Origin of the sequence: Brenneria nigrifluens DSM 30175 = ATCC 13028 (assembly GCF_005484965.1) — a bacterium.
GTDB lineage: Bacteria > Pseudomonadota > Gammaproteobacteria > Enterobacterales > Enterobacteriaceae > Brenneria > Brenneria nigrifluens.
The window spans coordinates 3,728,416-3,741,124 of record NZ_CP034036.1; the positions used below are offsets into that span (position 1 = coordinate 3,728,416).

A 12,709-nucleotide genomic window follows, 5' to 3' on the forward strand; every position below is an offset into this window, starting at 1 on the left:
CGTCCCTGCGGCGGTAGGCAGGGATCCGTTTTCACTGACGACCCTGCGTTGTCTGAGATCCCTCCCCGCGAAGGCGGGGATCTGCGGAGATGACGCAGGGCGCGGGGACGACCCTTTTGTCGGTTCCGTCGTTGTCACCACTCACGGCAATTTGTTATGGGCTGCGCATATGATGCAAAAAAACCTTCCGCCAGATATTCTCGCACCATCCCCCGCGGTTGCTCCGCCTCCTGATTCGCCACTTACTTACCGCGACGAGATGCTGAATTGCCGGGTGCTGAAACAGCAATTGGAACAATTTCAAGGCTGGCTGGCGACCGAGTTTACCTCGGGCGTCAGTGCGGAAACGCTTATCGACGCCAGAACGCAGTTCATCGACCATTTGCTGCAACGGCTGTGGCTTTTTTACGGTTTTGAAAACGTGCCGCAAACGGCGCTGGTCGCCGTTGGCGGCTACGGGCGCGGCGAACTGCATCCGCTGTCGGATATCGACGTTCTGGTGCTGAGCCAGGAGAAGCTCAGCGAGCAGCACTCACAGCGCGTGGGCGCATTCATTACCCAGCTGTGGGATCTCAAGCTTGAAGTCGGCCACAGCGTCAGAACGCTGGAAGAGTGTTTGCAGGAAGGACGCGCGGACATCTCGGTCGCCACCAACCTGATTGAATCCCGCATGATCTGCGGCGACGTGGCGCTGTTCCTCAATCTGCAAAAACAGGTATTCAGCGAAGACTTCTGGCCCTCGGCGACCTTTTTCCCGGCAAAAATCGCCGAACAGCAAGAGCGTCACAAGCGTTACCACGGCACCAGCTACAACCTCGAACCCGATATCAAAAGCAGCCCCGGCGGATTGCGCGACATTCATACGCTGTTGTGGGTGGCCCGCCGCCACTTCGGCGCCACCTCCCTTGACGAAATGGTCGGTTTCGGTTTCCTGACGGAAACGGAGCGCAAGGAGCTAAATGAATGCCAGAGCTTTCTGTGGCGTATCCGCTTTGCCTTGCATTTGCTGCTGCCGCGCTACGACAACCGCCTGCTGTTCGACCGTCAGCTCAACGTGGCGCAGCTTCTGCAATATCAGGGCGCAGGCAATGCGCCGGTAGAGCGGATGATGAAAGACTTCTACCGGGTGACCCATCGCGTCAGCGAACTGAACCAGATGCTGCTGCAACTGTTCGACGAAGCGATTCTGGCGCTGGAGCCGAACGAAAAACCCCGGACGATCGATGATGAATTTCAGCTGCGCGGCAACCTGATCGATCTACGCGACAGCACGTTGTTCATCCATAAGCCGGAAGCCATCATGCGCATGTTTTACCAGATGGTGCGCAGCCGCGACATCGCGGGGATTTATTCCACCACCCTGCGCCAGTTGCGTCACGCGCGGCGCCATCTCGCCGGCCCGCTATGCGCCATCCCGGAGGCGCGGCAGCTGTTTATGAACATCCTGCGCCACCCGCATGCGGTAAGCCGCGCGCTGCTCCCCATGCATCGCCACAGCGTGCTGTCGGCCTATATACCGCAATGGGGCAACATCGTCGGGCAAATGCAGTTCGATTTGTTCCACGCCTACACCGTCGATGAGCACACCATCCGGGTATTGCTGAAGCTGGAAAGCTTCGCCGATGAGGAAACCCGAACGCGCCACCCGCTGTGCGTGGAGCTCTACCCGCGTCTGCCGCAGCCGGAACTGCTGCTGCTCGCCGCCCTGTTTCACGATATCGCCAAAGGGCGCGGGGGCGATCATTCCGAACTCGGCGCCCAGGATGCGCTGGAGTTCGCCACGCTGCACGGACTGAACCTGCGTGAAGCGCAGCTGGTTTCCTGGCTGGTGCGCCACCATCTGCTGATGTCCGTTACCGCCCAGCGCCGCGATATTCAGGACCCGACCGTGATTCAGCAGTTCGCCACGGAAATGCAGAGCGAAACCCGCTTGCGCTATCTGGTCAGTCTGACCGTCGCGGACATCTGCGCCACTAACGAAACCCTGTGGAACAGTTGGAAACAGAGTCTGTTGCGCGAGCTCTATTTCGCCACGGAAAAACAGCTGCGCCGGGGGATGCAGAATACCCCGGACGTGCGCGAACGCGTGCGCCACCACCGCTTACAGGCGCTGGCTCTGCTGCGTATGGACAATATCGATGAAGAGGCGCTGCATAATATCTGGGGCCGCTGCCGGGCCGACTATTTCCTGCGCCATTCCCCCAATCAGTTGGCCTGGCACGCCCGCCACCTGCTGGAGCACGACAGCAGTAAACCGCTGGTACTGATCAGCCATCAGGCCAGCCGGGGCGGCACGGAAATTTTTATCCGCTGCCAGGACCGGCCCTATCTGTTCGCCACGGTGGCCGGCGAACTGGATCGCCGCAACCTCAGCGTGCACGATGCGCAAATCTTCACCAGCCGCGACGGCATGGCGATGGATACCTTTATCGTCCTGGAGCCGGACGGCAGCCCGCTGGCGCAGGATCGTCACGAAACCACGCGTTACGCCCTTGAGCAGGCGCTGACGCAGCGTGACTATCAGCATCCGCGCGCCCGCCGCTCGTCGCCGAAGCTACGTCACTTCAGCGTACCGACCGAGGTGAGCTTTTTGCCGACCCATACGGACAGACGCAGCTATATGGAGCTTAGCGCCCTCGATCAACCGGGGCTGCTGGCCCGTATCGGCGAAATTTTCGCCGACCTTAATCTGTCGCTGCACGGCGCGCGTATTTCCACCATCGGCGAACGGGTGGAGGACTTGTTTATTCTCGCCGACAGCGAGAGACGGGCGCTAAAACCGGAATTGCGCGTTAAATTGCAACAACGGTTGACAGAAGCCCTTAACCCAAACGATAAAGTACCATTGAGTTAATTTTCACAATCAGGAAAGAGAAAACAGGATGCATCAACAACTACAGAACGTTATCGAAAATGCTTTCGAGCGCCGCGCCGAGATTACCCCCGCCAATGCAGACGCCATTACCCGCGGGGCGGTCAATGAGGCCATCGCCCTGCTGGACAATGGCGCGCTGCGTGTTGCAGAAAAAATCGACGGCCAGTGGGTCACCCATCAATGGCTGAAAAAAGCCGTGCTGCTCTCTTTCCGCATTAACGATAACCAGCTTATCGAAGGGGCGGAAACGCGCTTTTTCGACAAGGTTCCGATGAAATTCGCCGATTACGATGAAGCGCGCTTCCAACGCGACGGTATCCGCGTGGCGCCGCCGGCCAGCGTGCGCCGGGGGGCCTTTATCGCCCGCAACACCGTGCTGATGCCTTCTTACGTCAACATCGGCGCCTATGTCGATGAAGGCACCATGGTCGATACCTGGGTAACGGTGGGTTCCTGCGCGCAGATTGGTAAAAACGTGCACCTGTCCGGCGGCGTCGGCATCGGCGGCGTTCTGGAACCCTTACAGGCCAACCCGACCATCATCGAAGACAACTGCTTTATCGGCGCGCGTTCGGAAGTGGTCGAAGGGGTGATCGTTGAAGAAGGTTCGGTGATTTCCATGGGCGTATTTATCAGCCAGAGCACGAGGATTTATGACCGTGAAACCGGCGAGATCCACTACGGCCGCGTACCGGCGGGTTCCGTGGTTGTCTCCGGCAACCTGCCCTCGAAAGATGGCAGCCACAGTCTGTATTGCGCGGTTATCGTTAAAAAAGTGGACGCGAAAACCCGCGCCAAAGTGGGAATCAACGAGTTATTGCGCACCATCGACTAACAGGCGAAGCCGGCGGGTTTATCCAACCCGCTTTTTTTTGTGGCGTGCCATCCATGGCCGCCACCCTTCGGGTCGTCGCCAAGGCGACGTCAAAAACCTCTCCCGGAAGTTTTTTGTGGCGTGCCAGCGCACAAAAAATTGTGAACAATCACAGATAAACCCGGTCGCTTCTCCCTATAATCATTGACGTATTTTAAAACCAAAAAAGGCCGCGCCATGTATGACAATCTGAAAAGCCTGGGTATCAGCAACCCGGATGATATCGATCGCTATAGTCTGCGTCAGGAAGCCAGCAACGACATTCTGAAAATATACTTTCGCAAGGATAAGGGGGAGTTTTTCGCCAAAAGCGTAAAATTCAAATATCCGCGTCAGCGTAAAACCATCATGGCGGACAATTCCGGTCAGGCTTACAAAGAGATCAACGAAATCAGCCCCAATCTGCGCTATGTGATTGAGGAGCTCGATCAAATCTGTCAGCACGAGCAGGTGGAAGTCGATTTGAAACGCAAGATCCTTGACGATCTGCGCCATCTGGAAGGCGTGGTATCGAACAAAATCGCCGAGATCGAAGCCGATTTGGAGAAGCTGACTAAAAATCGCTGACGGCCAGGCCGCGGGACAATGTAAAACGGAGGTTGCTGACAAAGTCGTCTGTAAGCCTGAGATACCCGGGCCTACCGTACCGAGGGGCGCTCCGGCGGCTTACGCCGCTACGGCCCCTCGCCACGCTCTCCCTAATAACGGGCTTGTCAATGGTCTGAACGGGGAGCCTCGCGCTCCCGTTTTGTATGCAGCTTACTGCCCTTGCGCCTCGACCGACTCCGCCCACTGCTCTACCCACGGGCAGGAAACCACTTCCGGTTCAGGATGCTCAATCGCATCGATTTCCAGTACGTCGCCGATGCGCTTGGCGCCGATTTCCCGCAACAGCGCGTCAAACTGATGCCCACCGCCGCAGAAATTCTCATAGCTGCTGTCGCCCAGCGCGATCAATCCATAGCGCAGCTGCGGCTGATAGCCCCCCTGCTCGCGTAAAGCGGTATACAGGGGCGCGATCGAGTCAGGAAGCTGTCCCTGGCCCGTGGTTGAGGTCACCACCAGAATATAGTGCTCAAGGTAGCTCAGCCATGACTCCAGCGACGCATCCTCAAAAACGTTAACCTCATGTCCGCGTTCTCTGAGGATATTTTCCGCTTCTTCGGCTACCAGCACCGCGTTGCCGTAGACCGAGCCAACAAAAATACCAATCTGCGCCATGATTTGTAACTCCAATTTTATTTAAGACCTGATGAAATGCCCGCTATCCTGACCCGACGCCGCAGGAAACTCAACCTTTTCAAACTCAGGGAGAATCCCCTGCCAGCCAAATTGCGCCATTACCCCCTGCCACGGCGCATCCCAACGCGCCTGCAACGTTAATGCCTCGCCGCTCGCCGGGTGAGTCAAATTCAGTCGGCTTGCATGCAACATCATCCTGCCGCAGGCGAAATGCGTCCCCATGCCTCTGTTCTGCCGCAGATCGCCGTGGGCGCTGTCGCCGATAATCGGATGGTGAAGGTGCGACATATGACGGCGCAGCTGATGTTTGCGCCCCGTTTGCGGCGTCAGTTCAAGCAGGCTGTAGCGCGACGTCGGGTAGCGGCCGATGGCCACCGGCATTTCAACCCGCGCCAGCGCGCGATAATGGCTCACCGCGGGCTGCGGCGCCTTATCAGGATTGGCTAGTTTATCCGCTATTTTGTCCAGTTCCTCCGTCAGAGCGTAATCGACCACCCCATCATCCAGCACATAGCCGCGCACCACGGCGTGATAGGTTTTCCGCACCCGATGCTGCTCAAACTGTTGCGACAACAGCCTGGCCACGTCGCTGGACAGCGCCAGTAAAAGCACGCCGGATGTCGGCCGGTCCAAACGATGGACGGTATAGACATGCCGACCAATCTGATCGCGCACCGTCTGCATCACCACCACTTTCTCTTTACGATCCAGCCAGCTGCGATGGACCAGCCAACCAGCCGGCTTATTGACCGCCACCAGATGCTCATCCTGGTAAACGATCTCAAGCATCGTGGCGTTCATCAGGGGAATTCCGGCGATGGGCAAACAGAGCGTCGAGCTGTCCAATCTGCGTCAAAATCGGTTCAAGATCGGATGGAACGCCTTCCAGCGCCTCTTCAAAATAGGGCAGTAGGGAAAATTCGGTCGGCAAGGGGGCGCCGCCGTCAAGCAAGGCGTGCATACGCGGCAACAGTACCCACTGCAGCCACTGCTCCGCCCGCATGGTATCGATACAGAACGGCTCGACGCTGGCGAAGGCGGAGGCTTCCGGGGGGGAGGTCTGCCAGAAAGGGCTGTTTTTTAATACGCGTTCGATGTCGATCAGCGACTGACGAACCCGGCTCTCTAAACTCATGCGGTCTCTCACGGCTGAAGCCTGTTGTGGTTGGCGGCAAAGCATAGCATTGATATCAGTCTCGCCCAATATGCGCATTTTGCTAAACGTATTCGGTAAAAAAACGCCGGGAGCGTTTTTAAACGTCGCCCTGCGACGGCCCGCAGGGCTGAGGAATCCCCAGAAAATAATTAAGTATTATTTGATAGATCCTCTTAAATAGCAGCGTGTTGTTTTTTAAAGTTTTTCCTTCGCGTAAAAAATCGCGCTGAGGTGGGCGTGACCGCCGGGTGAGCGGCACGGACGCCGCGAAAGCCAGTGCCGCGCCGGGAGCGCGTCAATGGCGGCCCGACCAGCGGTCACGAACGCCGAAGGCATCGCGTAGCGACGCGATTTTCGCGAAAAGCCTGGGGTCACGGGGGGCTGGCGCCTGAGCCCCCCGTGTCGGGCGCGTGCTGCGATGGTCGCAGAAATCGACTGAGGTTAGTGCGCACGAAATCCCCACTGCGCTTACAGACATTCCTTCCCCAAATTTGTGGGGATTCCTCAGCCCGCAGGGTAGCAAGCAGGGATGGCCCGCCATAAAAAAACGCCGGGAGCGTTTTTAAACGTCGCCCCGCGACGGCCCGCAGGGTGGCGGGCAGGATTGCCCGCCATAAAAAAATGGGGGTACTGATTGCTCAGTACCCCCGGTTCGTTTTATAGCTATCCCGCTACACCGTTGCGTCCCTGCTCATCCCTGAAAACTTTTCCCTGGCGGTCTTCCTGACCGACAATCCCTGCTGGCGTCCGACTTTCTTCCTGACTTATCCATCCTGTATCGTCCATGACTCAATCCCATCAGGCTCCAGCCCCACCGCCACTTCCCGTGCGGCTCTCAGTCTCCTTCCTGGAGGTGTCCCGGTTTCTTCCTGAAACTTATTTCTCCCTTAAAACAGAACCTGATAAATCATTCATCATGACCGATGACTATCATCAAACCCAGTGTAACCGGTTACCAATTTAAGTAATAAGATGTATTAATTGTTTCCTTTCAGCAAGGGGAAAATAACAATGTTTATCAATCGCCGCGGCGAAAAAAGAAAACAAATAAACTTAACCAACTAATTAATAATGACAAAATAAACAGGCCTGCTAACTTACATATAAAAGATGAGAGATCTCTCACAGAAAATGTAAGAGATATCTCACACGACAAAAAGTGAAACACGATTAATGATTAGCTTATCAACGGGCGCAGACCAGAGAGAAAATCCGCCAGCGTCGGGGCCAGCACCTGATGTTTTCGGGTGCCAAACTCCTCCAGAATCACTTCACCGGAAATATTGGCGAGCGAAATCATCGTCATTGCAGAGTCGGTTGTCGCCAGAAACAGGGTCGGGGGCAGTTTTAAGCGCTTTTGCGTCAGCAGATGGCCGATCAGATTCTCCTGCATGCGGGAAAAATCCTCCTCGCTCCAGACCTGCAGCAAAACGCACGCGACCGCGCCGAAGCGCGCCGCCATATCGCCGGCGTACTGCGCGGTATAAAACGCATGGATATCCGGATGCAGGCTGATATCCAGCGCCCGTTCGACGCCGTCCAGCGCCGCCGCGGGTAAAAACGGCTGCGGCAACCAGTAAACCGCATCTTCCCGGCTGGCGGTAATACAAGGGGAAGGAACCCCGTATAACGCCTCGCTGGAGGGCGGCTGGCCGGTTTCCTGCCGCCATAAGTCGACATAGCGCCGGGTAAAGGCCGCCAATGCCTGAGTTACCTCATAATCCATAATTTTTCTCATCATTCTGTTAGTCGGGTTACACTACTCGCCAATATCCTATCTTTTACATCAAGGCAACAGCATGTCCGCTTACGACAAGCATCAGGCCCTGAGCGGGCTGACGCTGGGAAAACCAACACCTTATCACGATCGCTACGATGCCGGTTTATTACAACCCGTTCCCCGCAGTCTGAACCGTGAACCGCTCGGCATCCTGCCGCAGAAACTGCCGTTTCACGGCGCGGATATCTGGACGCTGTATGAGCTTTCCTGGCTTAACCAAAACGGCGTTCCTCAGGTCGCCGTGGGTGAAATGCATCTGGATGCCGCCAGCCTGAATCTGATTGAATCGAAAAGTTTTAAACTTTACCTCAACAGCTTCAACCAAACCGTATTCGACAGTTGGGAGCGCGTGCGCGCCACGCTAATCGACGATCTTGCCCAATGCGCGCAAGGCCAGGTCAAGGTAACGCTGTTCAGACTCGGTGAACTGGAAGGCCGGCCTATCGCCGCCTTTCATGGCGAATGTATCGACGATCAGAATATTCGCATCGACAACTATGCATTCAACGCCGACTATCTGGCGGCAAACGCGCAGGATGAAACCTGGGTGGAGGAAACGCTGGTCAGTCATCTGCTGAAATCCAACTGTCTGATTACCCATCAGCCGGATTGGGGCTCGGTCCAGATTCGCTACCGGGGGAAACGCATTAATCGGGAGTCGCTGCTGCGTTATATCGTGTCATTCCGCCATCACAATGAGTTTCACGAACAATGCGTCGAGCGGATTTTTAACGATCTGATGCATTACTGTCGGCCGCAACAGCTTAGCGTTTACGCCCGCTACACGCGCCGTGGCGGACTGGACATCAATCCGTGGCGCAGCAATGCCCCTTTCACCCCGGCGACCGGACGACTGCCTCGGCAATAAATGCGTAGCGTTACGCAACTTTCGTCTCCGGCTGCGGTGATGATTGGAAAAAATGATAGCGGCACGCTAAGGTGGGATATCAAGAAAAAATCGATCGCCGTCCTCAGCGGATTTTACTGCATTTTAAGGAGCAACATTGATTACACATATTAGCCCGTTAGGGTCTATGGATCTGTTATCGCAGTTGGAAGTGGATATGCTGAAAAGCTCCGCCAGCAGCGATCTCTACCGCTTGTTTCGCAACTGTTCCCTGGCGGTATTGAATTCCGGCAGCCAGACGGATAACAGCAAAGAGCTGCTTTCCCGTTATGAGAACTTTGATATTAACGTGCTGCGCCGTGAACGCGGCGTCAAACTGGAGCTGGTTAACCCGCCGGAGGAAGCCTTTGTCGACGGCTATATTATCCGTTCGCTGCAGGCCAACCTGTTCGCCGTGCTGCGCGACATACTATTTGTTAACGGGCAAATCGCCGACGCCGGCCGCTACTACAACCTGAATCTGGAAAACTCCTCCCATATCACCAATCTGGTTTTCTCTATTTTGCGTAATGCCAGAGCGCTTCACGTTGGCGAAGAACCGAATATGGTGGTGTGCTGGGGCGGACACTCCATCAATGAAACCGAATATCTCTACGCCCGTAAAGTAGGCAGCCAGCTCGGCCTGCGCGAGCTGAACATCTGTACCGGCTGCGGCCCCGGAGCCATGGAAGCGCCGATGAAAGGCGCCGCCGTCGGGCATGCTCAGCAACGTTATAAAGACGGGCGTTTTATCGGTATGACGGAACCCTCCATCATCGCCGCGGAGCCGCCTAACCCGCTGGTGAATGAGCTGATTATCATGCCGGATATTGAAAAACGGCTGGAAGCCTTTGTGCGAATCGGCCACGGCATCATTATTTTCCCCGGCGGCGTCGGTACGGCGGAAGAGTTCCTCTATCTGCTGGGGATTATGATGAATCCGGAGAACAGCGAACAGGTGTTGCCGATCATCCTCACCGGGCCGGAAGAGAGCGCCGATTATTTCCGCGTACTGGATGAGTTTATTATCGGCACCCTGGGGCGCCAGGCGCGCCGTTACTACTCCATCGTGATTGATAACGCGGCGGAAGTCGCTCGTCAGATGAAAAAAGCGATGCCGTTGGTCAAGGAAAGCCGCCGCCATACCGGCGACGCATACAGCTTTAACTGGTCGTTGCGCATTGCGCCGGACTTGCAATTGCCGTTCAATCCCAGCCATGAAAATATGGCCAACCTTAACCTGCATCCCGACCAACCGGCGGAAGAATTGGCTGCGGCGCTGCGGCGCGCCTTCTCCGGCATCGTCGCCGGAAACGTTAAGGAGGTCGGCATTCAGGCCATTGAACAGCAAGGCCCCTATAAACTCCATGGCGACCCGCTGATGATGAAAAGCATGGATAGGTTGCTACAGGGCTTCGTGGCGCAGCAGCGCATGAAACTGCCCGGCAGCGCCTATATTCCCTGCTACGAGATCTGCGCTTAGCCGTCTGCTTGACGCCAACGCGGGGAAACGCACCTTCCCCGCAGACAAGGGACATCACCAGGAAGCCGCCCATGCCCGTACATTTGCTGATTGTCGATGCGCTTAACCTGATACGGCGGATCCATGCGGTACAAGGCTCGCCCTGCATCACGGCCTGTCAGCATGCGCTGGGCCAGTTGCTGCAACACAGCCAGCCGAGCCACGCCGTCGCGGTATTTGACGATGAAGATCGCAGCGCCAGCTGGCGCCATCGGATTTTACCCGACTACAAAGCCGGGCGCTCGCCGATGCCGGAGAACCTCAAACAGGAACTGCCGCAAATCAAAGCCGCATTTGCCGCGATGGGCGTCGCCAGTTGGCATTCGCCCGGCAACGAAGCCGACGATCTGGCGGCGACGCTGGCCAGCAAAGTGGCGGCGTCCGGACATCAGGCAACCATTGTCTCCACCGACAAAGGTTACTGTCAGCTACTGGCGCCGACCATCCAAATCAGAGATTACTTCCAGAAGCGCTGGCTGGATCTGCCTTTTGTACAACAGGAGTTTGGCGTACTGCCGCAGCAGCTTACGGATTATTGGGGACTGGCCGGCATCAGCAGCAGTAAAATTCCCGGCGTCAGCGGGATTGGCCCCAAAAGCGCGGTGCTGTTGCTGCAACAGGCGGGAAGTCTGGACGCGCTTTATCAGCAACTGGAAAACGTAGCGGAAAAATGGCGCGCCAAACTGGAACAGCAGCGGGAAATGGCCTTTATCAGCCGCCGGGTGGCGACGCTCAGCCGGGATCTGACGCTGGACGGCAATCTTCAGCAGTTACGGTTGCCGCCGCAAAATCCTTAATCCCGACTCTCCCGTCGTTCCCGCAAAAATGCCCCATTTCCGCCGCCCCTGGCGAATGCTACCGCTCATCGCGCCGGCCCGGCACCGCGGCCCAGAAACGGCGGGCGTGCACCGTCACTTCTTCGCGGTCGTGGTAGAGCTGTTTGGCATGAACTTCCGCATTAATGCCGTTTTCCTCCAGCCGCTCGCGGAGTAACGCCAGGTTCTGCGAAACTTCCTCATAGCGTTTTTTCATCGGCAGTTTCAGGTTGAATATCGCTTCCCGGCACCAGCCTTTAACCAGCCAGTCGGCGATCAGACTGGTAACCTTGGCCGGCTTTTCCACCATATCGCACACCAGCCAGTAAACGTTGTTGCGCGGCGGCTCAAAACGAAAACCATCGGTCTGATGATGAATAACCTGCCCGGTATCCATCAGGCTCGGCGCCATCGGGCCGTTATCCACGGCGTGCACCATCATGCTGCGCCGCACCAACTGATATGTCCAGCCGCCGGGACAGGCTCCCAGATCGACCGCATACATGCCGCTGCCAAGACGCTCATCCCATTCATCGGCGGGAATAAAGACGTGAAACGCCTCTTCGAGCTTCAGGGTTGAACGGCTGGGGGCCTCGGACGGAAATTTCAGGCGCGGGATCCCCATATAGAAGGGGGAATGGTTATTACTGTAGGAATAGCCGACGTAACAGCAGCCGGGGGCAATAAACAGCACATGCAGCACCGGCCGTTCAGCCTTTTCACGCTCAAGCAGAATGCCGCTTTTGCGCAGCGCGGCGCGTAAAGGTACGGTAAACTTGCGGCAGAACTTCATCAGCTCTTTGCTTTCATTGGTATCCGGCACTTCCACCCGCAGTTCGCCGGCGCGTTCAACGGCGCCGGTCAGCATACCGACAATGGGCGTGATGCGATCTTCCGGCGGCAGGTCGCGCAACAGATCGCCGCCGATAAACATCTGGCGGACAAAAATCAGTTCATGAAACGGTAGCTCTTTTATCAGCCGCTCGGCGTCCTCATGCTGGTAACACTCGAATATCACATACCCGCTGTTATCCTTTACCCGGGCAAAACCATAGGCGTTATGATGCGCCGCTTTTTCGGTTATTTCCGCCGCGCACTCTTTTTCAAAACCGGGACGGCAGTACAAAATAACTTTATTCATGGCGTTCAGCCTTTCTCTTCAGACGCAACGCGCCAACCAACATCAACAACCACCCAACCAGAAAACAGAACCCGCCAAGCGGCGTAACATAAACCCACAGCTCCAGATGCGAAAGCGCCAGGCAATACAAACTGCCGCTGAACAACACCGTACCCAATGCCAGAAACAGGCTGCTCCAGTAAAACCACAGATTGGGGCGCTGATACATAGAAACAGACAACGCCAGAATCGCCAGCGTATGAAACGCCTGATACTCCAGCCCGGTCCGTAACCAGTCCAGCTCCGCCGGCCCCAGCGTTTTACTTAACACATGAGAACCAAATGCCCCCAGGGCGACGAAAATAAAACCGCTGATGGCGGAAAACACCAGCATAAAACGACTATTCATTGTTGAAATCCAATTCAATCGGTCTGTGAA

At 56.4% G+C, this 12,709-nt stretch carries 13 protein-coding genes; 6 read left to right on the forward strand and 7 right to left on the reverse strand.

Features of this window, described 5'->3' with window-relative positions; translation table 11 throughout:
- Window positions 1–169 precede the first annotated feature (169 nt).
- The 3 genes from glnD to EH206_RS17510 all read left to right on the forward strand — a co-directional run bounded on the left by glnD (window position 170) and on the right by EH206_RS17510 (window position 4,316).
- Window positions 170–2,854, forward strand: coding sequence for a bifunctional uridylyltransferase/uridylyl-removing protein GlnD (gene glnD / locus EH206_RS17500; RefSeq protein WP_009114150.1), 2,685 nt, complete (start codon window positions 170–172; stop codon window positions 2,852–2,854).
- A 28-nt stretch (window positions 2,855–2,882) separates the two neighbouring features.
- Window positions 2,883–3,710 (forward strand): 2,3,4,5-tetrahydropyridine-2,6-dicarboxylate N-succinyltransferase, encoded by an 828-nt coding sequence (gene dapD / locus EH206_RS17505; RefSeq protein ID WP_009114151.1) that lies wholly within the window; start codon window positions 2,883–2,885, stop codon window positions 3,708–3,710.
- A gap of 216 nt (window positions 3,711–3,926) precedes the next feature.
- On the forward strand, window positions 3,927–4,316 hold the full coding sequence (locus tag EH206_RS17510) for a DUF3461 family protein (protein WP_009114152.1): 390 nt from the start codon (window positions 3,927–3,929) through the stop codon (window positions 4,314–4,316).
- Between the two features lie 192 nt (window positions 4,317–4,508).
- Here EH206_RS17510 and EH206_RS17515 read toward each other — a convergent pair whose 3' ends face one another.
- The 5 genes from EH206_RS17515 to syd form a co-directional block, all read right to left on the reverse strand.
- A complete protein-coding gene (locus tag EH206_RS17515) occupies window positions 4,509–4,970 on the reverse strand; it encodes a flavodoxin (RefSeq protein WP_009114153.1) in 462 nt (153 codons plus the stop codon).
- 21 nt (window positions 4,971–4,991) lie between these two features.
- Entirely contained in the window at window positions 4,992–5,780 is a 789-nt protein-coding gene (truC, locus tag EH206_RS17520; RefSeq protein ID WP_040344058.1) for a tRNA pseudouridine(65) synthase TruC, read from the reverse strand.
- Window positions 5,773–6,126, reverse strand: a complete 354-nt coding sequence (locus tag EH206_RS17525) for a YqcC family protein (protein WP_009114155.1) — start codon at window positions 6,124–6,126, stop codon at window positions 5,773–5,775. The genes truC and EH206_RS17525 overlap by 8 nt, the downstream gene beginning before the upstream one ends.
- 684 nt (window positions 6,127–6,810) lie before the next feature.
- Window positions 6,811–6,933, reverse strand: coding sequence for a hypothetical protein (locus EH206_RS23530; protein WP_255342498.1), 123 nt, complete (start codon window positions 6,931–6,933; stop codon window positions 6,811–6,813).
- A 391-nt stretch (window positions 6,934–7,324) separates the two neighbouring features.
- Window positions 7,325–7,873: a SecY-interacting protein gene (gene syd, locus EH206_RS17530; protein ID WP_009114156.1), complete on the reverse strand. Its 549-nt coding sequence runs from the start codon at window positions 7,871–7,873 to the stop codon at window positions 7,325–7,327.
- Between the two features lie 73 nt (window positions 7,874–7,946).
- On the opposite strand from syd, the gene queF reads away from it, so the two are divergent.
- The 3 genes from queF (at window position 7,947) to xni (ending at window position 11,132) form a co-directional block, all read left to right on the forward strand.
- The gene (queF, locus tag EH206_RS17535) at window positions 7,947–8,795 is read left to right on the forward strand and encodes an NADPH-dependent 7-cyano-7-deazaguanine reductase QueF (protein ID WP_009114157.1); all 849 of its coding nucleotides are present in this window, start codon (window positions 7,947–7,949) and stop codon (window positions 8,793–8,795) included.
- A 136-nt stretch (window positions 8,796–8,931) separates the two neighbouring features.
- Window positions 8,932–10,296: a nucleotide 5'-monophosphate nucleosidase PpnN gene (ppnN, locus tag EH206_RS17540; RefSeq protein ID WP_009114158.1), complete on the forward strand. Its 1,365-nt coding sequence runs from the start codon at window positions 8,932–8,934 to the stop codon at window positions 10,294–10,296.
- A gap of 71 nt (window positions 10,297–10,367) precedes the next feature.
- A complete protein-coding gene (gene xni, locus EH206_RS17545; RefSeq protein WP_009114159.1) occupies window positions 10,368–11,132 on the forward strand; it encodes a flap endonuclease Xni in 765 nt (254 codons plus the stop codon).
- A gap of 58 nt (window positions 11,133–11,190) precedes the next feature.
- Here the strand turns inward: xni and rlmM are convergent, their stop codons facing one another.
- Window positions 11,191–12,291, reverse strand: coding sequence for a 23S rRNA (cytidine(2498)-2'-O)-methyltransferase RlmM (rlmM, locus tag EH206_RS17550; protein ID WP_009114160.1), 1,101 nt, complete (start codon window positions 12,289–12,291; stop codon window positions 11,191–11,193).
- On the reverse strand, window positions 12,284–12,679 hold the full coding sequence (locus EH206_RS17555; RefSeq protein WP_009114161.1) for a DUF423 domain-containing protein: 396 nt from the start codon (window positions 12,677–12,679) through the stop codon (window positions 12,284–12,286). The genes rlmM and EH206_RS17555 overlap by 8 nt, the downstream gene beginning before the upstream one ends.
- Window positions 12,680–12,709 lie beyond the last annotated feature (30 nt).

Excerpts from the sequence above, each read along its gene's own strand:
- rlmM (WP_009114160.1), bottom strand. The coding sequence starts at position 12,291 with ATGAATAAAGTTATTTTGTACTGCCGTCCCGGTTTTGAAAAAGAGTGC.
- truC (WP_040344058.1), bottom strand. The coding sequence starts at position 5,780 with ATGCTTGAGATCGTTTACCAGGATGAGCATCTGGTGGCGGTCAATAAG.
- glnD (WP_009114150.1), top strand. The coding sequence starts at position 170 with ATGATGCAAAAAAACCTTCCGCCAGATATTCTCGCACCATCCCCCGCG.
- EH206_RS17510 (WP_009114152.1), top strand. The coding sequence starts at position 3,927 with ATGTATGACAATCTGAAAAGCCTGGGTATCAGCAACCCGGATGATATC.
- syd (WP_009114156.1), bottom strand. The coding sequence starts at position 7,873 with ATGGATTATGAGGTAACTCAGGCATTGGCGGCCTTTACCCGGCGCTAT.
- xni (WP_009114159.1), top strand. The coding sequence starts at position 10,368 with ATGCCCGTACATTTGCTGATTGTCGATGCGCTTAACCTGATACGGCGG.
- EH206_RS23530 (WP_255342498.1), bottom strand. The coding sequence starts at position 6,933 with ATGGACGATACAGGATGGATAAGTCAGGAAGAAAGTCGGACGCCAGCA.
- dapD (WP_009114151.1), top strand. The coding sequence starts at position 2,883 with ATGCATCAACAACTACAGAACGTTATCGAAAATGCTTTCGAGCGCCGC.
- queF (WP_009114157.1), top strand. The coding sequence starts at position 7,947 with ATGTCCGCTTACGACAAGCATCAGGCCCTGAGCGGGCTGACGCTGGGA.
- EH206_RS17515 (WP_009114153.1), bottom strand. The coding sequence starts at position 4,970 with ATGGCGCAGATTGGTATTTTTGTTGGCTCGGTCTACGGCAACGCGGTG.
- EH206_RS17555 (WP_009114161.1), bottom strand. The coding sequence starts at position 12,679 with ATGAATAGTCGTTTTATGCTGGTGTTTTCCGCCATCAGCGGTTTTATT.
- EH206_RS17525 (WP_009114155.1), bottom strand. The coding sequence starts at position 6,126 with ATGAGTTTAGAGAGCCGGGTTCGTCAGTCGCTGATCGACATCGAACGC.